Raw genomic sequence first — 23678 nt, forward strand, 5'->3', positions numbered from 1 at the left:
CGCTCAGGGCGCCTTCAGAGGAACATTTGAGGTTCGCGGGCCGTCAAGGGGGGCCGGCCGGGTCGCCCTCCGCCGGCTACGGGCGCGCCCGCCGCAGCGCCGGATGGTCCGCCACCACCGTGCACGAACCCGGCGCGATCTCCGTGAACCCGGCGTCCCGCACCACCGGCAGGCCGCCGGTGGTGAGGCCGGTCCAGCGGGCCGGGTCCGCGGTGCGCACCGACAGCGGGAAGCCCGCGTCGCGCCACGCCGTCCGCTCGTCGTCGGACAGCTCCCACCAGGCGAGCTGCGCACCGTGGCCCGCCTGGGCCATCGCCTTGCCCGCCGACATGTCCAGGTCGGGGTTGAGCCAGAGCACCGGCGCGGCGGGGTCGGCGTCGGCCGGCGGCTCGGGGTCGTCGAGGTCGGTGCCGGAGACCTGGAGGCGGGCCAGGTCCTTGGGCCAGCCGTCCAGCGGCACCGGCGGGAAGACCCGTACCTCGGCGCTCTTGCCGGTGACCGTGATGCCGGGCAGCGCCTCGGCCCGCCGCCACTCGGCGCCGCGGGCCCGCCGCACGACCTTGCGGATGCGCGCGTCCTGCCAGTCCCGCATCGCCCGCGCCCACGTGCCGTCACCGGTCGACCGCTCGTCGCCGAGCAGCACCAGCACCGCCCGGGCCGCGGTCTCCAGCGCGTCGGTACGGGACGGCGGCGCCGCCCGCTCGATGCGCACCACGAGCGGCAGCACGAACTGCGGCGCGAGGTCGCGGTCGCCGGGCTCGGGACGGAAGGGGCTGTCGGGGACGGGAACGGGCGCGGGGACGGGTGTCGTCGGGTCGTTGCTCACGCCCTACAGTCTGCCAACCCGCGCGCCTGGGAGAGTATGGCCCCATGCGACGCGAGCTACGGCTGGACGGTGTGGGCCGCCGCTACGGTCTGCGCGGCCCCTGGGTGCTGCGCGGCATCGAGCTGGGCGTGCCGCCCGGCGCCCTCGTCCGCGTCGAGGGCGCCAACGGCAGCGGCAAGTCGACCCTGCTGCGCCTGCTCGCCGGGATCGACACCCCCACCGAGGGCCGGGTCACCGGCCGCCCGCGCACGGCCTACGTCCCCGAACGCTTCCCGCCCGCCCTGCCCTTCACCGCCGCCCAGTACCTCACCCACCTCGGCACCGTCCACGGCCTGTCCCGCCGGGCGGCGGCCCGTGCCGCGGGGCAGTGGCTGGAGCGGCTGGGGGCCGCCGGGTACGCCGACACACGGCTCGCCCGGCTGTCCAAGGGCAGCAGCCAGAAGGTGGCGGTGGCGCAGGCGCTGCTCGCCGAGCCGGAGCTGCTGGTGCTCGACGAGGCCTGGACCGGGCTGGACGCGGACGCGCGGGGTGAGTTGGAGCGGGCGGTCGCCGAACGGACCGCGGCCGGCGGTGCCGTCGTCTTCGTCGACCACGATCCGCGCCGCCTGGCCGGGGCGCCCGACGCCGTGTACACCGTGCGCGACGGCACCCTGCACAGCCGTACCGGACCCGCCCCGGCGTCCGCGGGGCCGCGGGTCGTCGTGCGGGTGCAGGGACCGCCCGGCGCCGGACTCCCCGCCGACGCGCACCGGGCGGCCGCCTCGGCTGAGGAGACCGGCCCCGGCTGCCACACGCTCACCGTTCCCGCCTCGCACTCCGACGTCCTGCTGCGCACCCTCCTGACCGCCCGGCCGCCCTGGCACGTGGTGAGCGTGCACGCTCCCGAGGACCGCCGATGACCGCTCTGCTGCGCTACCAGTCCGCGCTCCTGCTGCGCTCCCAGCGCTGGCTGCCGCCCGTCGTCCTGTACGCCGCCGCCCTCGGCATCGGCGTGCAGGGCGGGCAGCCGGTGCTCGACTCGCTGGGCTGGGCGGCGGCCGTGCTGCTGCCGGTCGCGGCCTGGCTGGTGCGGATCTGCGTCACGGGCGAGCCGCCCGCCGCGCGGGGGTGCGTGTCGGCGGCACGGGGTCCCGCGCGGGCCCACTTGGCCGCCGTGCTGGTGGCGCTGGCCGCCGCCGTCGTCCTGGGCGCCGTCGCGACCGCCGTCGTGACGCTGATCAGCGACCCGGTCGGTACCGGTCGCGGCACGCGCGTACCCCTGCTCCCGGCGGCCGGCGCCGGACTGCTCGCCGCGCTGGTGTGCGCCCTGCTCGGCACCGCCGTCGGCGCGCTCACCGCCTGGCCGGTGCTGCGCTCGCCCGGCCGCGCGGTGCCCGCCCTGCTGCTGGCGGCCCTGCTGGCGCTGGTGGCGTCGGGATCCCCGGCGCGGGCGGCGGTCAGCGGCCTGGTCACCGGGTCCAGATCGGGCGCGGTCCCACTGCCGCTGCTGCCGCTGGCCGGGGCGGCGGTCATCGCCGCGGGCGCGATCGCCGTGGCCTGTGCCCTCGGCTCGCGCAGGTCGTCAGCCTGAGCAGGCCCGTCAGCCTGAGCAGGCGGTGCGCTGGGCCTCCTGCCATTCGCAGACCGGGCAGAGCGTGATGCCCTTGTAGGACTCCGGGTACTCCGTCGGCTCCCGGCACTGCACGCACTCGGCGTACGGCGGGCCGTCGGCCTGCGGCGGCCGGGGCGCGTCGATCAGGCAGTAGCCGCCGGGCTCGCAGCCGGCGCCGTCCGGGTCCTGCTCGTGCTCGTGGTCGCTGTCCATGTCTCCAGCGTAGGACGTCAGGCGTGCCCGTTCGCGGCGCCGACCAGCTCCGAGACCTTCACGAAGCGGTACCCCTGGCGGCGCAGCTCCGGCACCACCGCCCGCACCACCTCCTCGGTCACCGGGGCGGCGCTGCGCGTGCAGTGCATGACGACGACCGAACCCGGCCGCACCCCGTCGAGCACCTGCCGGGTCACCGCGTCGGCGTCCGTCGCGAAGGCGTCCCCGCTCACCACGTCCCACTGCACGGCGGTGACCCCGGTGGCCGACAGCTCCTTGAGGGCCGCCTTGTCGTAGCAGCCGCCGGGGAAGCGGAAGTACGGCATCGGGTTCGGCACCCCGGCCTTCTCGAACGCCGTGTACGCCCGCTCCAGGTCCGCGCGCATGCGGTCCTCGGACACGGTGGGCAGGCCGTAGCAGTCGTCGGTGTACGCGTAGTGGCTGTAGGAGTGGTTGGCGATCTCGAACCGCGGGTCCCGGCCGATGGAGCGGGCCTCGTCCGGGTACTCCTCGGCCCAGCGGCCGGTCATGAACACCGTGGCCGGCACCTTCAGCTCCCGCAGCGCCGCGATCAGCCCCGGGTTGTCGAACCGCTCGCCCGACGCCGCCCGCGGCCCCTGGTCGGCGGTCATGTCGGCGTCGAAGGTGAGGGCGACCGGCTTGCCGTCCCGTCCGGCGTCCTTCGTGCCGTCCGTGCGCGGGCCGTGCTCGAAGACGGGGGTCAGGCCCGCGGGGCCGGGGGCGAGGGTGGGGGTGGGCGTCCGGGAGGGGGACGGGGACGGGGCGGGGGCCGAGGGTGCCGGACGGGGGGCCCGCTCGGCACCGGTGGTTCCGCAGGCGGCGAGGGCGGCACCCAGGACACAGAGCGCGGTGGCGCGTCGTACGAGAGAGATCACCGTACGAACGTAGGAGTGCGATGTTCGTTTTGTATGACTATGAGGGGTGACGTGCCGCCTCGGTCACCCGCCCGGCTCAGACCCCGGGCGTCAGATGTCCCGCCGCTGAAGCGGCTTGGTCGCCGGGCCCTCCAGCACCTTGCCGTCCGTGCCGAAGCGGGAGCCGTGGCAGGGGCACTCCCAGGCGCGTTCGGCCGCGTTGAAACCGACCAGGCAGCCCAGGTGGGTGCAGCGCGCCGATACGGCGTGCAGGGCGCCGTCCTCGTCCCGGTGGACCGCGAGCCGGTCGCCGCCCGCCCGGACCACCGCGCCCTCGCCCGGCGGCAGCGCCTCCACCGGCGGGGTGGGCCGCAGCCGGTCGCCGACGAAGTGCCGGGCCACCTCGGCCTGCGTCCTGAGCAGCGCGGGTGCCTCACGCACCGCCGTGCGCAGCCGGCGCGGGTCGTACAGCCCGCTCCACGCGCACTCCTCGCCGGTGATCTGCGCGGTGAGCAGCCGGCCCGCCATGATGCCGCCGCTCAGCCCCCAGCCGCCGAAGCCGGTGGCGACGTAGGTGTGGTGCGCGCCCGGGTGCAGCGGGCCCGCCATCGGCACGGTGTCGGTGGGGTCGATGTCCTGCGTGGCCCAGGCGTGGGTGCGCTCGGCACCGGGGAAGTGCTCGTCCGCCCAGGCGGCCAGGGTCTCGAAGCGCTCGCGGGTGTCGCCCGTGCCGGGGGTGAAATGCTCCCCGGTGACGACGAGCAGGCGGCGGCCCGCGTCGGCCAGGGGTGCCGTGCGCACCGAGCGGGTGTTGTCCTCCGGCGTGATGTACATGCCGTCGACGTCGCGGTCCGCCTCGATGCTCCCGGCGACGACCAGCTCGCGGCGCGGGGAGAGGCGGGCGAAGAGCAGCGCCCGGTCGAAGACCGGGTAGTGGGTGGCGACCACGACGTCCCGGGCGGTGACCGTCGCCCCCGCCTCCGTCCTCACCCGGCAGGGCTCGCCCTCTCCCAGACCCTGGACGGTGGTGTCCTCGAAGATCCGCCCGCCGCGCGCCGCCAGGTTCCCGGCGAGGGTCGACAGGTACTTGAGGGGGTGGAACTGCGCCTGTCCGGTCACCTTCACGGCGCCCGCCACCGGGAACGGCAGCCCGGTCTCCGTCACGAACGACGCGGGCAGCCCCGCCTCCTTCGCCGCGGCCGCCTCGGCGCGCACCTCGTCCACGCGGCCCGGGTCCCGGACGTACGTGCAGGCGTCCCGGGTCTCCCAGTCGCAGTCGATGCCCAGCTCGGCGACGATCCCGGCGGCGTGCTCGATCGCCTCGGACTGCGAGCGGGCGTACAGCCGGGCGCCCTCGGGGCCGCGGGTGCGGCGCAGCCGGTCGTAGACCAGGGTGTGCAGGGCGGTCAGCTTGGCGCTGGTGTACCCGGTGACCCCGGCGGCGACCCGCCCGGCCTCCAGCACCGCCACGCTCCGCCCGGCCCGGGTCAGCTCCCAGGCCGTGCTGAGGCCCGCGACACCCGCGCCGATCACGGCGACGTCGACGTCGAGATCCTCCGCGAGCGCGGGACGGGGTGCGCCGCCCGGTGCCGTCCGAAGCCAGTACGACTCGCCGACCCGCACGTTCTGAGTCATGCGGCCCGGGTACCCCGTGGCCGCGGCTTCAGTGACCGGACGGCGCGCCCCGCCGGTGCCCCGCGGTTACCTGCGCCAGGGACCGGTCACCGCGAAGGTGGTGCCCGGCGTGTAGCAGTTGACGTACATCGTGTCGCCGTCGGGGGAGAAGGTGACGCCGGCGAACTCACCCCACTCCGGCTCCTCCCGCGTGCCGATGTTCTGGGCGCCGCGGGCCATCGCGTACACCTCGCCGCGCCGGGTGACACCGAAGACGTGCTGGGCGCCGTTGCCGTCCTCGCAGACCATCAGGCCGCCGCTGGGGGCCAGGCAGATGTTGTCGGGGGACTCGCCCGGCAGTTGCACGTCGGTGTCCGGACCGAAGACGATCACCAGGGTGAGGCGGCGCCGCTCGGGGTCGTAGCGCCAGATCTGGCCGTAGTGGTCGGCCGCCGAACCCTCGTCGCTGTGGGCGAAGGACGACACGAAGTACACGCTCCGCCCGCCCCAGTAGCAGCCCTCCAGCTTCTGCGCGTGGGTGATGCCGCCCCGGCCGAAGTCCTGGAAGCGGATGGGCGTCCCGTCCGCCAGCGGGTCGGGCACGTCCACCCACTCGATGCGGTCGAAGGTCGCGCCCGTCTCCTGGATCGAGGACAGGTCGGGCACGCCGGGCACGCGCATCGCCTGGAGCCGGCCGCCCGCCCGCAGCGAGCCCCGGCCGCCCAGCGGCTTCTCCGGCAGGAACCGGTAGAACAGGCCGAACGGCCGCTCGAAGGCGTCCTCCGTCTCGTAGACGACCCCGCGCCGCGGGTCCACGGCGATCGCCTCGTGCTGGAAGCGGCCCATCGCGGTCAGCGGCACCGCCCCGGTGCGGTGCGGGTCGGCCGGGTCGACCTCGAAGATGAAGCCGTGGTCCTTGGTGTAGCCGTTGGTCCCGGCCCGGTCCTCGGTCTCCTCGCAGGTCAGCCAGGTGTGCCAGGGCGTGGGGCCGCCCGCGCAGTTGACGGCCGTACCGGCGATCGCGACCCGCTCGGACAGGACGTGGTTGCGGGAGTCCAGCGTCAGCGCCGTACAGCCGCCCTTGCCCTCAGGGTCGTAGGTGAGGCCCTCGACCGTCGGGACCGGGACGCGGCCGTCCTCGCGGTTCTCGTGGTTGCGGACGAGGTGGGTGGTGCGGCCGTGTCTGCCGGAGGAGCGCCCCGGGAAGGCGGACATGCCGTCGTGGTTGGAGGGCACCGGGCCCTCCCCGGAGCGCAGCCGGTCGCCCTCGCGGGACAGCACCCGGTAGCGGAAGCCCTTGGGCAGGTCCAGCAGTCCGTCGGGGTCGGGGACCAGGGGGCCGTAGCCGGAGTGGCCGAGGGACTGGGCGGCGGCGGTGCCGGCGAAGAGTTCGGAGAGGGCGCCGGTGAAGGCGATGCCTGCGCCCAGGGCTCCGGTACGCGCGAGCACCTGGCGGCGGGTCGCCGCGTTCTGGGACGTGGACATGGGGAAACCTTCCTGCTGGCGGACAGGACTGTGACCCCGCTGTGTCTATCACCTGCCAGGAGTCCCGGGAACCACGCGCGTTGCTCGTGTCACCGCTCGACCGGGTGATCGACGGGGTGCTCCTGCGCCTTCTCCAGGAACCGCAGCAGCTCCACGGGGAAGGGCAGCACCAGGGTGGAGTTCTTCTCGGCGGCCACCGCCACGACCGTCTGGAGCAACCGCAGTTGCAGGGCCGCGGGCGTCTCGGACATCTCCCTGGCGGCCTCCGCGAGCACCTTCGAGGCCTGCAGCTCGGCGTCCGCGTTGATCACCCGGGCGCGTCGCTCCCGGTCCGCCTCGGCCTGGCGGGCCATCGAGCGCTTCATGGTGTCCGGCAGGGACACGTCCTTGATCTCGACCCGGTCGATCTGCACGCCCCAGCCGACCGCGGGACTGTCGATCATCAGCTCCAGCCCCTGGTTCAGCTTCTCCCGGTCGGACAGCAGATCGTCCAGGTCGCTCTTGCCGATGATGGAGCGCAGCGAGGTCTGGGCCATCTGCGAGACGGCGAACCGGTAGTCCTCGACCCGGACCAGCGCGTTGGCCGCGTCGACCACCTTGAAGTACACGACCGCGTCCACCCGCACGGTGACGTTGTCGCGGGTGATGCCCTCCTGGGCGGGCACGGGCAGCGTGATGATCTGCATGTTCACCTTGTGCAGCCGGTCCACGAACGGCACGATCATGGTGAACCCGGGGCCGCGTGCCTGCCCCGCGAGCCGTCCGAGCCGGAAGACCACCCCGCGCTCGTACTGCTTGACGACCCGCGCCGCCGAGGCGACGTACAGGACGCCCGCGCTGCCGACGGCGGCGGCCGCGGTGAGAAGCTCCTGGACCATGACGACCTCCTCGCACGGAGGACGGTTTTCACCCTTACTGTCACGATAGGCCCGCCGCCGGGCCCGTGTCAGGCGTGGGTCAGGCGCGCGCCGGGCCCGTGTCCGTACGACGGCCCTCAGGAGGTCTCGACGAGCCGCGCCGCGTCCCGGGCCAGCGCGGTGAGCCGGGAGATGGCCCGGAAGTACTTCTTGCGGTACCCGCCCCTCAGCATCTCCTCGCCGAACAGCCGGTCGAAGGGCAGCCCGGAGGCCAGGACGGGCACCTCGCGGTCGTAGAGCCGGTCCGCGAGCACCACGAGCCGCAGCGCCGTCGACTGGTCCGGCACCGGACGCACCCCGGTGAGGCACACCGCCGTCAGGCCGTCGGTCAGGGCGCCGTAGCGGCTGGGGTGGACGCGGGCGAGGTGGTCGAGGAGGGCGGTGAAGTCGTCCAGGGAGGCGCCCTCGGTGGCCTCGGCGGCCCGGGTCACCTGCTCGTCGGAGTACGGCGCCGGGGCCTCGGGCAGACCGCGGTGGCGGTAGTCCTCGCCGTCGATGCGCAGGGCGCGGAAGTGGGCGGACAGACCCTGGATCTCGCGCAGGAAGTCGGCCGCCGCGAACCGGCCCTCGCCGAGCCTGCCCGGCAGCGTGTTGGAGGTGGCGGCGAGCGCCACACCGGCCTCGACGAGCCGGGCGAGCAGGCTGGAGACGAGGACGGTGTCGCCCGGGTCGTCCAGCTCGAACTCGTCGATGCACAGCAGACGGTGCCTGGACAGGGTCTGCACGGTCTGCTGGAAGCCGAGGGCGCCGACGAGGTTGGTCAGCTCGACGAAGGTGCCGAAGGCCTTGCGGGAGGGCTCGGCCGGGGTGGCGTGCCACAGGGAGGCCAGCAGGTGGGTCTTGCCGACGCCGTAACCGCCGTCGAGGTACACGCCGCGGGGTCCGGCCGGCTTCTTCGGCGCCCTGCCGCGGCCCAGCCCGAGGAAGCCGCGCCTGCCGCCTCCCGTGCCGGGTGCCTCGCTCAGTCCGGCGGCGAAGCCCTCCAGGACCCGGACGGCCTCGCTCTGGCTGGGCTGGTTCGGGTCCGGGAGGTACGTGCCGAAGCGGACGGAGTCGAAACGGGGCGGGGGCACCATCTCGGCGACCAGGCGGTCCGCGGGGACTCGGGGCTCTCGGGCGCACAGGGAGACCGTGGCCGGAGCCGTCCCGGTTATCGGGGCGGGGACGGAGGCGGGGGAGGAGGACGACACGGTACTCAATGGTAGGGCCTGCGCGGAGGGCCCCGGCGTCGGCCGGCGGCGGCGCGGGCGGGGCGCGGGGAGGCGGGCGGGCACGGTGCCGGACGCTCGTGCGGCGGGGCGCCGCGGTGGTGCGGGGCCCCGGGGTGGAAAACGGGCGCCACGCGGGGCCAGGCGCGGGCCCGGCGTCGTGGGTGCGGTGTGTGCGGGGGGACGGGGCAGGGCCTCCGGCCTGCGCGGTTGGGGCGGCGGGTGCGTGGAACACTGCACCCCATGCGACGCCTGTTCCCCGTGTCCCCCGTGTCCCCCGTGTCCTCCGTGACCGATCCGACCGCCGGTCCGGGCGGCGGCGCCGAGGCCGACCGGGAGTGGAGCCTGGCCGAGCTGGCCGCCGCCTACGCGTACCCCGAGCCGGACGGGCACCGGCGGACGTGGCTGCGGGCCAACATGGTCTCCACCCTCGACGGCGCCGCCCAGCACGACGGCCGCTCCCAGCCCATCTCCAGCGCGGCCGACATGCGGGTCTTCGGCACCCTGCGGGCCCTGGCTGACGTGGTGATCGCCGGCGCCGAGACCGTACGGCAGGAGGGGTACCGCCCGGGACGCGCGCGGTCGGATTTCGCCGAGGCGCGGCGGGCGGCCGGTCAGGCGCCGGTGCCGGTGATCGCGGTGGTCAGCGCGAGCCTGGAGCTGGACTTCTCCCTGCCGCTGTTCACCTCCCCGGTCGTGCCCACCCTGGTCCTGACCGGCGCCGCGGCGGCCCCGGACCGGATCGCCGCCGCGGAGCGGGCCGGGGCCCGGGTGGTGATCGCGGGGGACGGCGTCGGTGTGGACCCGGCCCGTGCGCTCGCGGCGCTCGCGGAGCTTGGGCACACCCGGCTGCTGACCGAGGGCGGCCCGCGGCTGCTGGGGCAGTTCGTCACGGCCGGGGTGCTCGACGAGCTGTGCCTGACCGTCTCCCCGATGCTGACCGCGGGGGACGCGCAGCGGATCGCGGGCGGACCGGCCGTCGGGATGCCCCGGCGATTCGCACTGGTGTCCCTCTTGGAGGAGGAAGGTTTCCTCTTCGGCCGGTACCGGCGCGACTAGGGGATCCCGGGACCCGGGCGGGCGGCGGCGACCGGACACGGGTTCGGTCGTTACCGCGCATCCGGGAATCGGCGGAATCTTCCGTTCCGTTTAGTCCGCGCCGGGCACACTGATTCCGGCAGTACCCGTGCGATCACGGGGCAGGATGGTTTCCGCAGGGTCTGGTACGGCCTACGGAGGGTGGGCCCACGGGCCCTCGAAGGAGAAGGGGCGCCTGGTGTTCACAAGCGTTTTGATGATCGAGAAGGCCCTGACGTCCGCCGACGTGGAGTTCGTCACCACCTTGCACGGGGACGAGCAGGTCGGCTTCCACGTGCTGCTCCAGCCGCGCGGCGATCAGGCGGACCGGCTGCTGCGCGCCATCGACGACGTCGCGCTCGGCGAGCTGGACGACGCCGTGCGTGAGGGGGAGACCCCGGAGGGCCGGGAGGCGCAGAGCGTCGGGGAGCGGGCCCTGGAGGTGTCGCTGACCGCCCTGCGCGCCTCCGGTGCGCAGGCCGACGGGCGACTGATCGAGGACCACCCGCTGGAGGAGCTGAAGGCCCTGGTCATGGAGATCGGGGCCGACGAGGTGATCGTCCTGACCGACCCCCACTACGTGGAGGAGTTCTTCCACCGGGACTGGGCCTCCCGGGCCCGGCACAAGGTCGGCGTACCGGTCCTGAAACTCTTCTCCCACAGCAAGGCATAGGCTGGGGCCGCGCCCCCGCCGAGGGGGCGCGGCCCCAACGGACCACCAACGGATCACTCTGGGAGAACAGCGCATGGCACCCGGCCTTCCCACCGCCATGGACCGACCGCACTTCATCGGCATCGGCGGCGCCGGAATGTCGGGCATCGCCAAGATCCTCTCCCAGCGCGGGGCCGCCGTGGCGGGCAGCGACGCCAAGGAGTCCGCGACCGCCGGGGCGCTGCGCGCGCTGGGCGCCACCGTGCACATCGGGCACGCGGCGGAGCACCTGGCCGGCGACGCGAGCTGCGTGGTCGTGTCCTCGGCCATCCGCGAGGACAATCCGGAGCTGGTCCGCGCCGCCGAGCTGGGCATCCCGGTCGTGCACCGCTCCGACGCCCTCGCCGCCCTGATGAACGGCCTGCGCCCGCTCGCGGTCGCCGGCACGCACGGCAAGACCACCACCACCTCGATGCTGGCGGTCTCCCTGTCCGAGCTGGGCCTGAACCCGTCGTACGCGATCGGCGGCGACCTGGACGCGCCCGGCTCCAACGCCCTGCACGGCGACGGCGAGATCTTCGTCGCCGAGGCGGACGAAAGCGACCGCAGCTTCCACAAGTACGCCCCCGAGGTCGCCATCGTCCTCAACGTCGAGCTGGACCACCACGCCAACTACGCCTCGATGGACGAGATCTACGAGTCCTTCGAGACCTTCGCCGACAAGATCGTCCCCGGCGGCACCCTGGTGATCGCGGCCGACCACGAGGGCGCCCGGGAGCTGACCCGACGGCTGGCCGGCCGGGTGCGGACGGTGACGTACGGCGAGTCCGAGGACGCCGACGTGCGCATCCTGTCGGTCGTCCCGCAGGGCCTGAAGAGCGAGGTCACCGTCGTCATGGACGGCGCCCAGCTGACCTTCGCCGTCTCCGTCCCCGGCCGCCACTACGCCCACAACGCCGTCGCCGCCCTCGCCGCGGGCGCCGCCCTCGGCGTCCCCGCCGCCGAGCTGGCCCCCGCGCTGGCCGCCTACACGGGCGTCAAGCGGCGCCTCCAGCTCAAGGGCGAGGCGGCCGGCGTCCAGGTCGTCGACTCCTACGCGCACCACCCCACCGAGATGACCGCCGACCTGGAGGCCATGCGCGCCGCGGTCGGCGACGCCCGCATCCTGGTCCTCTTCCAGCCGCACCTCTTCTCCCGCACCCAGGAGCTGGGCAAGGAGATGGGCCAGGCCCTGGCCCTCGCGGACGCCTCGGTCGTCCTCGACATCTACCCGGCCCGCGAGGACCCGATCCCGGGCATCACCAGCGAGCTGATCGTCGAGGCGGCCCGCGCCGCCGGCGCCGACGTCACACCGGTCCATGACAAGGACGCGTCGCCCGCGCTGGTCGCGGGAATGGCGAAGGCCGGTGATCTCGTTCTCACCATGGGCGCGGGCGACGTCACGGACCTCGGACCGCGCATTCTGGACGAGCTGTCGAAGTAAGGGGCTGAGACTCATGTCGTACGACGTCGAGAAGCCGGACGAGCAGTGGCGGGCCGAGCTGGCCCCGGCCGAGTACGCCGTGCTGCGCGAGGCCGCCACCGAGCCGGCCTTCACCGGTGAGTACACCGACACCAAGACCGAGGGCGTCTACTCCTGCCGCGCCTGCGGTGCGGAGCTGTTCACCTCCACGACCAAGTTCGAGTCGCACTGCGGCTGGCCGTCCTTCTACGACCCGAGGGACACCGACGCGGTCGAGCTGATCGAGGACCGCTCCCACGGGATGGTCCGCACCGAGGTGCGCTGCGCCCGCTGCGGTTCCCACCTCGGTCACGTCTTCAAGGGCGAGGGCTACCCGACCCCGACCGACCAGCGGTACTGCATCAACAGCATCTCGCTGCGGCTGGAGCCGAAGGCGGGCTGAACCGCCCGGTGAACGGCGGCCGGGAGCGGCACGGTGGACACCGTCGCTCCCGGCCGCCGCCGGTCTGGCGGGTTTGCGGTGTGAACGCCCGAGTGTGAACGCCCGAACAGCGGGAAGGAGTCGCCCCGGAGCAACGGGGGCCCCGCGGACCAGGCGTCTACACTCGACCGGCGACGGCCCCACCGACCGCGGCCGGAGCGGGCAGCTTCTGCCAGACCCGAAGGGTATTCGGCGTTTTGATACGGATGGACACAGTCACCAAGCGGTACCCGGACGGCACCGTGGCGGTCGACCGGCTGTCGCTGGAGATACCCGACCGCTCGATCACGGTCCTCGTCGGGCCCTCGGGCTGCGGCAAGACGACGACCCTGCGGATGATCAACAGAATGGTCGAGCCCACCGAGGGGACGATCCTGCTCGACGGCGAGGACCTCCAGCAGCAGCCCGTCACCACACTGCGCCGGTCCATGGGATACGTCATCCAGAACGCCGGTCTCTTCCAGCACCGCACGATCCTCGACAACATCGCCACCGTGCCCCGCATGATCGGCTGGGGCAAGCAGAAGTCCCGGGAGCGGGCCGCCGAGCTGATGGAACGGGTGGGGCTCGACGCCTCCCTCGCCAAGCGGTACCCGTACCAGCTCTCCGGCGGCCAGCAGCAGCGCGTCGGCGTGGCCCGGGCGCTCGCCGCCGATCCGCCGGTGCTGCTCATGGACGAGCCGTTCTCCGCCGTCGACCCCGTGGTCCGCAAGGGGCTGCAGGACGAACTCCTGCGCATCCAGGACGAGCTGGGCAAGACCATCGTCTTCGTCACGCACGACATCGACGAGGCGATCAAACTGGGCACCATGGTCGCGGTGATGCGCACCGGTGGCCGGCTCGCCCAGTTCGCACCGCCCGCCGAGCTGCTGTCCGACCCCGCGGACGAATTCGTCGAGGACTTCCTCGGCGCCGACCGCGGCATCCGGCGGCTCTCCTTCTTCCCGTCCGCAGGCCTGGAGCTGACCACCGGCCCGGTCGTGCGCGCCGACGCCGGAGCCGAGCAGATCGCTGCCGCCGACGGCGCCGCCCACCTGCTGGTGACCGACGCCAACGACCGGCCGCTGGGCTGGGCCGAGCCGGGCGATCCGGCCGCGGGGGACCTCGCGGCCGGGCGGCTGCTGTCCTACGGGCGGCCGTTCGTGCCCGGCACCGACTCGCTGCGGGCCGCCCTCGACTGCGCCGTGCTCTCGCCCACCGGCTGGGCGGTCGCCGTGGACTCCGACGGGCGAGTGACCGGCGTCGTCTCCCAGCAGACCATCGCGGAGGCGATCCGCGCCGCGCACGGCGCGGGGAGCCCCGGTGCGGGCGCCCCTGACGCGGGGACCCCCGGCGACGCGCGGGCCGAGGAGCCCGGCGACGTCACGAAGGTCGCCCCGTGAACGGCTTCTTCGACATACCGAGCGACCTCGACAACACCTACTTCGGCCTGATCGGCCTGCATCTGCGCGAGGCGCTGCTGCCGGTCCTGGCCGGGCTGCTGGCCGCCCTGCCCCTCGCCCAGCTCTGTGTGCGCTTCCGCTGGCTGTACCCGCCGGTGCTCGGCGTGACCACCGTCTTCTACGCCGTCCCGTCGCTGGCCGTCTTCGTGGTCCTCATCGACTACACCGGGCAGACCGAACTGACCGTGATGATCCCGCTGGCCGTGTACAGCCTCGTGGTGCTCGTCCCGGCGATCGTCGACGGCGTGCGCTCGGTGCCCGAGGAGACGCTGGCCGCGTCCAGCGCCATGGGCTTCGGGCCCGTACGGCGCTACCTCCAGGTGCAGTTGCCGATCGCCGTGCCCGCGATTCTCGCCGGGCTGCGGGTCGCCGTGTCGGCGAGCATCTCCCTGGTCAGCGTCGGCGCCCTGATCGGCAACCAGGGCGCCCTCGGCAACCTCCTCGCCGACGCCCAGAAGTACGGCCGGCCCGAGCTGGCGGTCAACTCGGTCCTGACGACCGCCGTACTGGCCGTCCTGTGCGACGCGCTGCTCGTCCTGGCCCGCAACCTGCTGACGCCGTGGATGCCGCGCGGCAAGGGGCGGCGCGCCAAGGACGACGCCGCCGTACGGCAGGAGCGGCCCGAACCGCAGGAGGCGGCGACCCGGTGAACGTCCTCGACTTCGTCAACGCCTTCTTCAGCGACAGCGCCCACTGGCACGGCTACGACGGCATCCCCACGCGCCTGCTGGAACACGTCCAGTACACCCTGATGGCCCTCGGACTCGCCGCCGCCGTCGGGCTGCCCGTCGGGCTGCTGACCGGGCACACCGGACGCGGCGGCAACGCCGTCGCCTTCGTCGCCACCGCCGCCCGCGCCCTGCCCAGCTTCGGTCTGCTGGTGCTGATCGCCGTCGTCGTCGGCATCGGCCTGCTGCCCGTGATGGTCCCGCTCGTCGTGCTCGCGGTCCCGCCCATCCTCGTCACCACCTACGAGGCGGTCCGCTCCGTCGACCCCTCGCCGGTGGACGCCGCCCGGGGCATGGGCATGCACGAGTCGGGCATCCTCTTCCGGGTCGAACTCCCGGTCGCCCTCCCGCTGGTCCTCAGCGGGCTGCGCTCGGCCGCCATCCAGGTCGTGTCGACGGCGACCATCGCCGCCTACGTCAGCCTCGGCGGCATCGGCCGCTACATCATCGACGGGCTCTACCAGCGCGACTACGAGAAGGTCGTCGGCGGCGCCACCCTGGTGGCCGTCCTGGCCCTGGTCACCCTCGCGGTCTTCTGGGCGGCGGGACGGATCGCGGTCTCGCCGGGGGTGCGCAGGCGTTGAGCGCCCGGGCCGCGGAGAAACCGTAACCAGGCCGTACTTGACTCACCGGCAAGCGGATCGTTTGGATCGACGGATGAATTTCACCGCGAAGAGCAGCAGGTCCAGGACCAGGCACACCGGCGCGGCGGCCGTCGCGCTCACCGCCGCGGCGGCGCTGCTCGCGGGCTGTTCCTCCGACTCCGACAACGCCTCCGACAACCCGCTCGCGGGTGACAAGGCGGAGGCCGGCACCGTCGTCGTCGGCTCGAACAACTTCGCCGAGAGCACCCTGCTCGCCGACATCTACGGGGAGGCGCTCAAGGCCAAGGGCCTCAAGGTCACCTACAAGCACAACATAGGCAGCCGGGAGACGACCTACGGCATGATGAAGAACGGCTCCGTCACGGTGCTGCCGGAGTACAACGGCTCGCTGCTCGCCTACCTCGACCCGAAGGCCCAGCAGAAGTCCGTCGAGGCCGTTAACGAGGCGGCGAAGGCCAAGCTCGACAAGAAACTGACGCTGCTGGAGTCGTCACCGGCCGAGAACAAGGACTCGGTGAGCGTCAACGCGGAGACCGCGAAGAAGCACGGCCTCACCGCCGAGTCGACCCTCGCCGACCTCAAGGACGTCGCACCGGACCTGGTGATCGGCGGCTCGCCCGAGTTCCAGACGCGGCAGCAGGGGCTCAAGGGCCTGGAGTCGGTGTACGGACTGAAGTTCAAGTCCTTCAAGGCGCTCGACGCGGGCGGCCCGCTGACCCAGTCGGCGCTGACCAAGAACGACGTGCAGGCGGCGGACGTCTTCACCACCGACCCGACCATCATCAAGGAGAAGTTCGTCGTCCTGAAGGACCCGGAGAACCTCTTCGGCCACGCGAACGTGACCCCGCTGGTCACCAAGGACGGGCTGAACGAGGAGGGCGTGGCCACGCTCAACGCGGTCTCCGCCAAGCTGGACACCGAGACGCTCCTCGACCTGGACGCCCAGGTCCAGCTGGACAAGAAGGACCCGCTCGACGTGGCCAAGGAGTGGCTGAAGTCCGCGGGCCTGGTCTGACGGACGCCCGAAGACGCCTCGCCACGACCCGCTACGACCTGTTACGACGCCGCGGCCCCGGTCGCGGCGTCGATCAGCTGGTCGATCAGGGCGATGAGGACGTCCCGGCTGGAGGTCCGCTCCCGCGCGTCGCACAGCAGCACCTGCACGTGCTCCGGCAGCGCGAGGGCCTCGCGGATCTCCGCCGCCGGGTACGGGTGCCGGCCGTGGAAGCCGTTGACGGCGACGACGAACGGAATGCCCCGCCGCTCGAAGAAGTCGATCGCGGCGAAGCTCGACTCGGGCCTGCGGACGTCGACCAGGACCACCGCGCCGAGCGCCCCGATCGCCAGGTCGTTCCACATGAACCAGAACCGCTGCTGACCGGGCGTGCCGAAGAGGTACAGCACCACGTCCCGGCCGATGGTGATCCGGCCGAAGTCCAGGGCCACCGTCGTGGCCCGCTTCTCCTCGATGCCGTTGAGGTCGTCGACGTCCAGGCCGGCCGCGGTCAGCGGTTCCTCGGTGCGCAGCGGGGCGATCTCGCTGACCGACCCGACCATGGTGGTCTTGCCGACGCCGAAGCCGCCCGCGATCAGGATCTTCACCGCCTCGGGCGCGGTGGCGCGGGCGGATGCCGTGGGCGTCTCGGCGACGCGCTCAGAGCCGGCCAAGGCCGTCCCTCACTTTCTGCAGCAGGTCCAGGTCGTCGGTGGCGCGGGAGACCGGGTGCGGCGGCCGGGCGGTGATGCGGCCGGCCTCCAGCAGGTCCGAGAGCAGGATGACGACCACGCTCACCGGCAGGTCGAGACGGGCCGCGATCTCCGCCACGGCCATCGGCTCGGCGCACAGCCGCAGGATCCGCAGGTGCTCGGGCTGCGGCCGCGCCGCCCGGGCGGGCTGCGGGTCGATCGCGGTCACCGTCGTGATGAGGGTGAAGTCGGCGCGGCTGGGCCTGGTCCGGCCGCCGGTCAGGGTGAACGGCCGCACGAGCCGGCCCGCAGCGTCGCCTCCGGTCACGTCACTCGCCGGGGCCGGCGGTGGCCCGCGGTGCCGCGCTCAGGTGCTCGCCGATCTTCTTCACGAGCATGTTCATCTGGTACGCCACCACGCCGACGTCGGCGTTCGGCCCGGTGAGCACGACCAGGTGCGCCCCGGGGCCCGCGGAGGTGAGTATCAGATAGCTGTTGGCCATCTCGATGAGCGCCTGGCGCACCGGGCCGCCCCGGAAGTCCATGCTGACGCCCTTGCTGAGGCTCATCAGGCCCGACGCGGTCGCCGCCAGCCGCTCGGCGTCGTCCCGCAGGAACCCGGTGGACTTGCTGACGACCAGGCCGTCCTCGGAGAGCACCACGGCCTGGTTCACGTCGGCGACCCGCTCCACGAGTCCGGTGAGCAACTGGTCCAGCTCGGTGTGCGTGGCGGGGGAGGGTCGGGTCATCGCGTGTCCTTCGTGGGCGGTCGGCGGTCGGCGGTCGGGGTCGAGTGGGCGGCGGAGGAGAGCGCGTGCCCGTCGGTGGCGCGGTCGCCCGCGCGACCGGCGTCCTCGTCCGCCTCGTGTGCTTCATGTGCTTCGTGCGCGTCGGCTGCGTCGGCCGGCTCGGCTGCTTCGTCAACGGTGTGGGCCCGCAGCGTGCCCCGCTGGAAACCGGCGAGGGACGAGGCGGCGCGCTCGGCCGTGAAGTCGGCGTAGTCGTCGCCGGCCGGGTCGTCCGGGCCGTCCCGGCGGCCGCCCGGATCCTCGTCGCGCAGTTCGGCGGCGAGGCTGGTCTGCGGTACCCGGCGGGGCAGCGGCGCCAGTCCGCCGCGCCCGTCGGAGGAGCCGGGGCCGAAGTCGCCGGAGCGGCCGCCGGGGGACCCCGCCGCGGCCGCGGACGGGCTCGCGGGAGCCGGCCGGGACGACCGTGCGGGGCGCACCGGCCGGGGACCGTCGTCCGGGTCGGCGGCGGTGGCCGGGGCGGCCGGACCGGCGCCGGTGACCGGGCCCGCGGGGTCGGCCGAGTCGGGCGCGGTGGCCCCGGCGACCCAGGGGACCCGTGCGCCGTTCGCCGCGGCACCGGTGCCGTCCGCGCCGCCGGCCGGCTCGCGCACCACGATCTCGTGCGGGATCAGCACGATCGCCGTGGTCCCGCCGTACGGCGAGGGGCGCAGCGTGACGGTGATGCCGTGCCGGTGCGCGAGGCGGGCCACGACGAACATGCCGAGCCGCAGGTCGTCGGCGAGCGCCACCACGTCGAACTGCGGGGCCACCGCCAACTGGGCGTTGAACGAGGCGTAGTCCTCCTCCGACAGGCCGAGCCCGCGGTCCTCGATCTCGACGGCCAAGCCCTTGGCCACCAGCGCCGCCCTCACCCCGACCGGGTTGGGCGCGGGGGAGTACGCGGTCGCGTTGTCGATCAGCTCGGCCAGCAGGTGGATCACGTCGGCCACCGCGGGCGGGGCGAGGGCCACCTCCTCGTCGGCGTGCAGCTCCACCCGCTGGTACTCGGCGACCTCGCCGACGGCGCTGCGCAGGATGTCGACCAGCGACACCGGCTCGCGCCAGGTGCGCCGGGGCTGCTCGCCGCTGATGATGACGAGGTTCTCCTCGTAGCGCCGCAGCTGGCTGGCGGTGGAGTCCAGTTCGTACAGGCCCTTTAGGATCTCGGGGTCCGTGTGCTCCCGCTCCAGCGCGTCCAGCTTGCCGAGCTGCATGTTGACGAGGTTCTGGCTCTGCCGCGCGATGCCCAGGATGACCTTCTGGAAGCCGCGCCGGGTGTCGGCGAGTTCGACGGCGGTGTGCACGGCGGTGCGCTGGGCCGTGTTGAACGCCTGCGCGACCTGGCCGAGTTCGTCCCGTCCGTAGTCCAGCGGGGGCGTCGCGGACTCCACGTCGACCGTCTCGCCCCGCTCCAGGCGGGCCACCACGTCGGGCAGCCGCTCCTCGGCCAGGCTCAGGGTGGCCAGCCGCAGCCCGCGCAGCCGCCGGGACAGCGAGCGGGTGATGCGCCAGGACATCACGATGCACAGCAGCAGGGCGATCAGGCCGCCCGCGCTGAGGACACCGGCCTTGATCAGCAGGCTCCGGGCCTCAGCGGCGCTGCGGTCGAGGAGCCCGTCCGTCTGCTGCCGGATGAGCTGCCCGTACTGGGTGGAGATCTCCTCGAACGCGGTGATCCAGCGCTGCCGCGCGTCCGGCAGGTCGATCCGGTCGCCCCCGTCCGCCGAACGGGCTTCAAGCACCTGGTCCTCGACGTCCTGCATGGACTTCCACTCGGAGCCGGCGAGGATCCGCTCGGTCTGGGTCTTCGCGCTGCCGGTCAGCGAGGGGACGATCTGGTCCTGCACCAGCCAGCGGCGGGTGTGCACCAGCTGGGCGAACCGGGACCACTGCTCCTCGTCCATCCGGTCGGACGGCCAGGCCAGCGTGAGCCGGGCGTCTTCCTGGGAGACCAGCTCGGCGGCGTGCTCCAGGGCGACCAGCGGACCGGCCTGGGAGGTGAGGTCGCCGTCGTCGACCTGGGAGAGCTCCTGGAAGGCGTGGATCTGCTCGTCGACGATCGAGGTGTACTGGTCGAGCGCCTGCTCGGCGGTGATGTCGCTGGGGTCGTCCACCTGGTTGCGGTAGTACTCCAGGCTGCCCACCGAACCGAGTACCGAGTACAGCCGGTCCGAGACCCGGGAGGGCGCGCTCTCGATCGCGTCGGACTGGCCGACCAACTGCGCGACCGCCTCGTCCGTCTTCTTGCGCTGCGCGTCCAGTTCGCTCCGGTCGCCGTCCGGGGCGGCCAGCCAGGCGGCCGACAGGCTGCGCTCCTTCTGCAGGGCCAGGGTGGCCTCGGTGCCCATCGCGCCGGTGTCGCGGCTCAGCTCCGTCTGCGCGCGCAGCCGCAGGCCCTCCGAGAACATCTGGATCGTCGTGACGCCCCACACGGCCGCGAGGGTGACGCCGGGGACCAGGGCCAGGAGGATCAGGGACAGACGTATGGAGCCGAGGCGGCGCCGGGCACCCTTCTTCCGTGACTTCCGTGACTTCCGTGCAGGCATCGTCGTCCTAGGCGATCAGTGGGGCGGGGAGGCGGAGGTGCCGGCGGCCGCGGGGCCCGGTCACCGGGTGCCGCCCGCGGCGAACTCGGCGACCGAGTCGGCGTTGGTCCGGGTCACGAACGCGGGGCCGGTCAGCACGGGGGCCACGCCGCCGCCGCTGACGTTGCCGTTGGTGCGGTGGAGCCAGAGCCCGTCCACCGCGAGATAGCCCTGCAGATACGGCTGCTGGTCCACGGCGAACTGGACGTCCCCGCGTTTGACGGCGGCCACCAGGTCGTTGTCGAGGTCGAAGGTGGCGACGTGGGCGTCGCTGCCCGCCTCCTCGACGGCCTCGACCGCGGTGAGGGCGAACGCCGCGCCGTTCATGACGACTTCGTCGATGCTGCGGTCCTGCCGCAGCCGCGCCGTGACGGCCGCGCCGACCGCCTTCATGTCGGTGCCCTCGACGTAGAGCATCTCGGTCCGGCCGCCGAAGGTCTTCTTCACACCGGCGCAGCGGGCCTCCAGGGCGACGTTGCCGCGCTCGTGGATGACGCACAGGGCGTGCTTCGCCCGGAGGTCGTCCAGCTTGTCGCCGACGGCCCGGCCCGCGACGCTCTCGTCCTGCCCGAAGTACTCCAGGAGCCCGGTGGACCGCCAGGCGTCGATGCCGGAGTTGAGGCCGACCACCGGGATCCCGGCGGCCTTCGCCTCGGCGACCGGAGCCTTCATCGCCTGCGGTTTGGCCAGGGTCACGGCGATGCCGTCGGCCTTGTCGCGGATGGCGTCCCGCACGAGTTCGGCCTGGCCGGCGGTGTCGGCGTCCCCGGCGTAGGTCAGGTCGACGCCGTCCTTGGCGGCCGCCGCCTCGGCGCCCTTGCGCACCCGGTCCCAGAAGGCGTCGCCCTCACCGCCGTGGGTGACCATGACGATCTTCATCCGGTCGCCGCCGGACCCGCCCGCGGCGTCCGCCGCCGAGCCGTCCTCGTCCCCGCCGAGGGCGGAGCAGCCGGCCACCAGCAGGCAGACGGCCGCGGTGAGGGCCGCGGCGCGCGCGGGTCCGGGGGAGTGGGTGGGCGGGGGAGCTGTACTCATGGGGGCGGGGGCACCTCGCTGTGCGGCCGAGCAGGAGGAACGGGGCGGGACGGCCCGGAGCCGCGGGTCAGTGCGCCAACCGGGTGAAACTCGCCTGGCCGGAGCAAACCGTGTGTGACCGCTGGTAGTCAAGTGACCAGCGAACTGCTCTGAGTTGTCGGTGCCGCATCGTGATGAACGGGGGTGGCGAAAGCGGGCCGAAGCGGAATGCCGGGCGGTATGCCCGGCGGCGTCCGCGGGCGATCACGGGGCCACGGAGCTGATCTGATGGTCCGTTAGTCGGTGAGTTATCGTGTGCGGGGGGTAAAGACAGGCGGCACGGTCTGTCGAGTTTCAGCCCGGGAGAGTCCAGCCGATGGCGAGGCAGCTACGCGCCGAACGGACCCGCGCGACGATCGTCGGTGCGGCGGCCGACCTGTTCGACCGCCACGGCTACGAGTCGACGACCCTGAGCGAGATCGTCGCCCACGCCGGGGTCACCAAGGGCGCCCTGTACTTCCACTTCGCGGCGAAGGAAGACCTCGCGCACGCCATCATGGAGATGCAGTCCCGCATCTCCCGCCGGCTGGCGAAGGACCTGGACGGGCGGGGCTACTCCTCGCTGGAGGCGCTGATGCGCCTCACGTTCGGCATGGCCCGGCTCTGCGAGGAGGGGCCGGTGCTGCGGGCCGGGCTGCGCCTCGCCACCGCGGGCGTACCGGTACGGCCGCCGTTGCCGCACCCCTTCACCGAGTGGCGGGAGATGGCCGGGGCCCGGCTGCTGGGCGCGGTGCGGCAGTCCGACGTGCATCCGGACATCGACGTCGACTCCGTCGCCCACACCCTCGTCTGCTCCGTCGTCGGCACCCGCGTCGTGAGCGGCACCCTCGAACCGGCCGGGCGCGGGCCCCGTCGCCTGGCCGAGATGTGGTACATCCTGATCCGGGGCATGGTCCCGGTGCCCCGGCGGGCCCGCTACGTCACCCTCGCGGCCCGCCTGAAGCAGCAGACGGGCCCGGCCTGACCGCAGGGAACGGGAGACGCGCTCGGCTCGACTGCCGGGGACGGGGACGCGCACGGTCCGACCGCGCGGAACGGGGGACGCGCGCGGTCCGACCACGCGGAACGGGGGCGCGCGCGGTCCGACCGGTACGGTGACGCGCATGCCCGACACCCCGTCCGTGACCGCCCCCGTCATCCTCGGCGACGAGCCCGGCTCCTTCCCGCACGGCGTGCTCGCCGAGCGGCACCCCGCCATCGTGCGGCAGGTGCGGGACGCCTTCCCCTTCGACTCCGAACGGCGCCGCGCGCTCGACGCGTTGCTCGCGAGCTGCGCCGACGGCGTGGTCGAGCCGCTGCCCGCCGACGCCGACCCCACCGGCCGCGACCGGGACCGCTGGGCGCGGTGGGGCATGGACGTGTACGCCGGCCTCTCCTGGTACGACGTGCCCTGGCTGTGGGCCGAGAGCCACTTCTACCGCCGGCTCCTCGACGCCGCCGGCTACTTCGGCCCCGGCCCCTGGCAGGGCGTCGACCCCTTCCGGCCCGCCAAACTGGCCGAACTCGACGCGCCGGAGACGGACGAGGAACTCGCCGCGCTCGACGGCCTCGACGCGTTGTCCCCCGAGGAGCGGACCCGGGCACTGCTGCACGGCTCGCTCTGGGGCAACCGCGCCGACCTCGGCTTCCGCCTCTCCGACCGGGGCACCGGCACCGAGGGCGCGGTGGAGGCACTCGTCGCCGACGACAGCGACACCCTATGGTCCCTGCTCCCGGCCCCCGGGACCGGCCCCGCGGACCGGGGTCCGGCCACGCTGTGCCTGGTCGCCGACAACGCGGGCCGCGAACTCGTCCCCGACCTGCTCCTCGTCTCGCACCTCCTCGCCGAGGGCCGCGTCGACCGGGCCGTCCTGCACGTCAAGCCGTACCCGTACTACGTCTCCGACGCCACGCCCACCGACGTGCTCGACGCCCTGCGGCGGCTGGTCGCGGCGGGCGGCGCGGCCGCGGCCCACGGCGAGCGGCTCTGGACCGCGCTGACCGACGGCCGCGTCACCGTCCGCGCCCACCCCTTCTCCTGTGCCCCGCTGCCGTACGCGGACATGCCCGACGACCTGCGCGAGGACTTCGCCGCGGCCACCGTCACCGTCCTCAAGGGCGACCTGAACTACCGGCGTCTGGTGGGCGACCGGTGGTGGCCGCCGACCACCTCCTTCGCACAGGTCACCGCGTACTTCCCCGGCCCGGTCGCGGCGCTGCGCACCCTGAAGTCCGACGTGGTCACCGGGCTCGACGCGAAGACCGAGGCCGCGTTGGAGGCGAGCGGCGAGCCGCGCTGGCGGACGAGCGGCACGCACGCCCTGATCCAGGTCAGGCGCTGAGACGGAGCGACGGGGAGCCGAGGGAGAGGCGCGGGAAGCCGAGGGAGA

General features: G+C 73.6%; 24 protein-coding genes. 12 read left to right on the forward strand and 12 right to left on the reverse strand.

Going from position 1 to position 23678, the window contains the following annotated elements; all coding sequences use genetic code 11:
- Nucleotides 1–76: 76 nt before the first annotated feature.
- Complete coding sequence (locus tag ACH4D3_RS01515) at nt 77–826, reverse strand: peptidyl-tRNA hydrolase (protein WP_398315168.1); 750 nt, start codon at nt 824–826, stop codon at nt 77–79.
- 44 nt (nt 827–870) lie between these two features.
- Between ACH4D3_RS01515 and ACH4D3_RS01520 the strand changes: the two genes are divergently transcribed.
- Both ACH4D3_RS01520 and ACH4D3_RS01525 read left to right on the forward strand, forming a co-directional pair.
- Nucleotides 871–1725, forward strand: a complete 855-nt coding sequence (locus ACH4D3_RS01520) for an ATP-binding cassette domain-containing protein (RefSeq protein WP_398315170.1) — start codon at nt 871–873, stop codon at nt 1723–1725.
- Nucleotides 1722–2396, forward strand: coding sequence for an ABC transporter (locus ACH4D3_RS01525; RefSeq protein WP_398315172.1), 675 nt, complete (start codon nt 1722–1724; stop codon nt 2394–2396). Before ACH4D3_RS01520 ends, ACH4D3_RS01525 begins: the two co-directional genes overlap by 4 nt.
- A 9-nt stretch (nt 2397–2405) precedes the next feature.
- Here ACH4D3_RS01525 and ACH4D3_RS01530 read toward each other — a convergent pair whose 3' ends face one another.
- The 6 genes from ACH4D3_RS01530 to zapE form a co-directional block, all read right to left on the reverse strand.
- On the reverse strand, nt 2406–2630 hold the full coding sequence (locus ACH4D3_RS01530; protein ID WP_398315174.1) for a hypothetical protein: 225 nt from the start codon (nt 2628–2630) through the stop codon (nt 2406–2408).
- A gap of 17 nt (nt 2631–2647) precedes the next feature.
- Nucleotides 2648–3526: a polysaccharide deacetylase family protein gene (locus ACH4D3_RS01535; RefSeq protein ID WP_398315176.1), complete on the reverse strand. Its 879-nt coding sequence runs from the start codon at nt 3524–3526 to the stop codon at nt 2648–2650.
- 90 nt (nt 3527–3616) lie between these two features.
- Complete coding sequence (locus tag ACH4D3_RS01540; protein WP_398315178.1) at nt 3617–5140, reverse strand: FAD-dependent oxidoreductase; 1524 nt, start codon at nt 5138–5140, stop codon at nt 3617–3619.
- A 66-nt stretch (nt 5141–5206) separates the two neighbouring features.
- Complete coding sequence (locus tag ACH4D3_RS01545; RefSeq protein ID WP_398315180.1) at nt 5207–6604, reverse strand: PhoX family protein; 1398 nt, start codon at nt 6602–6604, stop codon at nt 5207–5209.
- 89 nt (nt 6605–6693) lie between these two features.
- Nucleotides 6694–7482 carry a slipin family protein gene (locus tag ACH4D3_RS01550; protein WP_109029724.1) on the reverse strand — a complete coding sequence of 263 codons (789 nt, stop codon included), beginning with the start codon at nt 7480–7482 and terminating at the stop codon, nt 6694–6696.
- Nucleotides 7483–7598: 116 nt separating this feature from the next.
- Nucleotides 7599–8711, reverse strand: coding sequence for a cell division protein ZapE (gene zapE, locus ACH4D3_RS01555; protein WP_398315182.1), 1113 nt, complete (start codon nt 8709–8711; stop codon nt 7599–7601).
- A 261-nt stretch (nt 8712–8972) separates the two neighbouring features.
- On the opposite strand from zapE, the gene ACH4D3_RS01560 reads away from it, so the two are divergent.
- The 8 genes from ACH4D3_RS01560 (at nt 8973) to ACH4D3_RS01595 (ending at nt 16191) form a co-directional block, all read left to right on the forward strand.
- On the forward strand, nt 8973–9788 hold the full coding sequence (locus ACH4D3_RS01560) for a pyrimidine reductase family protein (RefSeq protein ID WP_398315184.1): 816 nt from the start codon (nt 8973–8975) through the stop codon (nt 9786–9788).
- 217 nt (nt 9789–10005) lie between these two features.
- Nucleotides 10006–10479, forward strand: a complete 474-nt coding sequence (locus ACH4D3_RS01565) for an indole-3-glycerol phosphate synthase (RefSeq protein ID WP_398315186.1) — start codon at nt 10006–10008, stop codon at nt 10477–10479.
- A 73-nt stretch (nt 10480–10552) separates the two neighbouring features.
- Nucleotides 10553–11941, forward strand: coding sequence for a UDP-N-acetylmuramate--L-alanine ligase (gene murC, locus ACH4D3_RS01570; protein ID WP_398315188.1), 1389 nt, complete (start codon nt 10553–10555; stop codon nt 11939–11941).
- 13 nt (nt 11942–11954) lie between these two features.
- Nucleotides 11955–12362, forward strand: a complete 408-nt coding sequence (gene msrB / locus ACH4D3_RS01575) for a peptide-methionine (R)-S-oxide reductase MsrB (protein WP_003972860.1) — start codon at nt 11955–11957, stop codon at nt 12360–12362.
- Nucleotides 12363–12598: 236 nt separating this feature from the next.
- Entirely contained in the window at nt 12599–13783 is a 1185-nt protein-coding gene (locus tag ACH4D3_RS01580; RefSeq protein WP_398315190.1) for an ABC transporter ATP-binding protein, read from the forward strand.
- Complete coding sequence (locus ACH4D3_RS01585; protein WP_398315192.1) at nt 13780–14493, forward strand: ABC transporter permease; 714 nt, start codon at nt 13780–13782, stop codon at nt 14491–14493. The genes ACH4D3_RS01580 and ACH4D3_RS01585 overlap by 4 nt, the downstream gene beginning before the upstream one ends.
- Complete coding sequence (locus tag ACH4D3_RS01590) at nt 14490–15155, forward strand: ABC transporter permease (protein WP_398315194.1); 666 nt, start codon at nt 14490–14492, stop codon at nt 15153–15155. Before ACH4D3_RS01585 ends, ACH4D3_RS01590 begins: the two co-directional genes overlap by 4 nt.
- A 73-nt stretch (nt 15156–15228) precedes the next feature.
- Nucleotides 15229–16191, forward strand: coding sequence for an ABC transporter substrate-binding protein (locus ACH4D3_RS01595; protein WP_398315196.1), 963 nt, complete (start codon nt 15229–15231; stop codon nt 16189–16191).
- 41 nt (nt 16192–16232) lie between these two features.
- Here ACH4D3_RS01595 and ACH4D3_RS01600 read toward each other — a convergent pair whose 3' ends face one another.
- Genes ACH4D3_RS01600 through ACH4D3_RS01620 form a run of 5 tightly spaced genes read right to left on the reverse strand, consistent with a single transcriptional unit; the run spans nt 16233 to nt 21270 of the window.
- Nucleotides 16233–16844, reverse strand: coding sequence for an ATP/GTP-binding protein (locus ACH4D3_RS01600; RefSeq protein WP_385929401.1), 612 nt, complete (start codon nt 16842–16844; stop codon nt 16233–16235).
- Nucleotides 16831–17190, reverse strand: coding sequence for a DUF742 domain-containing protein (locus ACH4D3_RS01605; protein ID WP_356857034.1), 360 nt, complete (start codon nt 17188–17190; stop codon nt 16831–16833). The genes ACH4D3_RS01600 and ACH4D3_RS01605 overlap by 14 nt, the downstream gene beginning before the upstream one ends.
- Before the next feature lies 1 nt (nt 17191).
- On the reverse strand, nt 17192–17611 hold the full coding sequence (locus tag ACH4D3_RS01610; protein WP_003972853.1) for a roadblock/LC7 domain-containing protein: 420 nt from the start codon (nt 17609–17611) through the stop codon (nt 17192–17194).
- Nucleotides 17608–20196, reverse strand: a complete 2589-nt coding sequence (locus ACH4D3_RS01615; protein WP_398315199.1) for a nitrate- and nitrite sensing domain-containing protein — start codon at nt 20194–20196, stop codon at nt 17608–17610. Before ACH4D3_RS01615 ends, ACH4D3_RS01610 begins: the two co-directional genes overlap by 4 nt.
- 60 nt (nt 20197–20256) lie before the next feature.
- Complete coding sequence (locus ACH4D3_RS01620) at nt 20257–21270, reverse strand: substrate-binding domain-containing protein (RefSeq protein WP_398315201.1); 1014 nt, start codon at nt 21268–21270, stop codon at nt 20257–20259.
- 355 nt (nt 21271–21625) lie between these two features.
- On the opposite strand from ACH4D3_RS01620, the gene ACH4D3_RS01625 reads away from it, so the two are divergent.
- Both ACH4D3_RS01625 and ACH4D3_RS01630 read left to right on the forward strand, forming a co-directional pair.
- Nucleotides 21626–22273, forward strand: a complete 648-nt coding sequence (locus tag ACH4D3_RS01625) for a ScbR family autoregulator-binding transcription factor (protein WP_398315203.1) — start codon at nt 21626–21628, stop codon at nt 22271–22273.
- A 139-nt stretch (nt 22274–22412) separates the two neighbouring features.
- Nucleotides 22413–23630, forward strand: coding sequence for a damage-control phosphatase ARMT1 family protein (locus tag ACH4D3_RS01630; protein WP_398315205.1), 1218 nt, complete (start codon nt 22413–22415; stop codon nt 23628–23630).
- The last annotated feature ends 48 nt before the right edge of the window (nt 23631–23678 follow it).

It is taken from the genome of Streptomyces sp. NPDC018026, assembly GCF_044327745.1.
In the GTDB taxonomy this organism is placed as follows: domain Bacteria; phylum Actinomycetota; class Actinomycetes; order Streptomycetales; family Streptomycetaceae; genus Streptomyces; species Streptomyces rubrogriseus.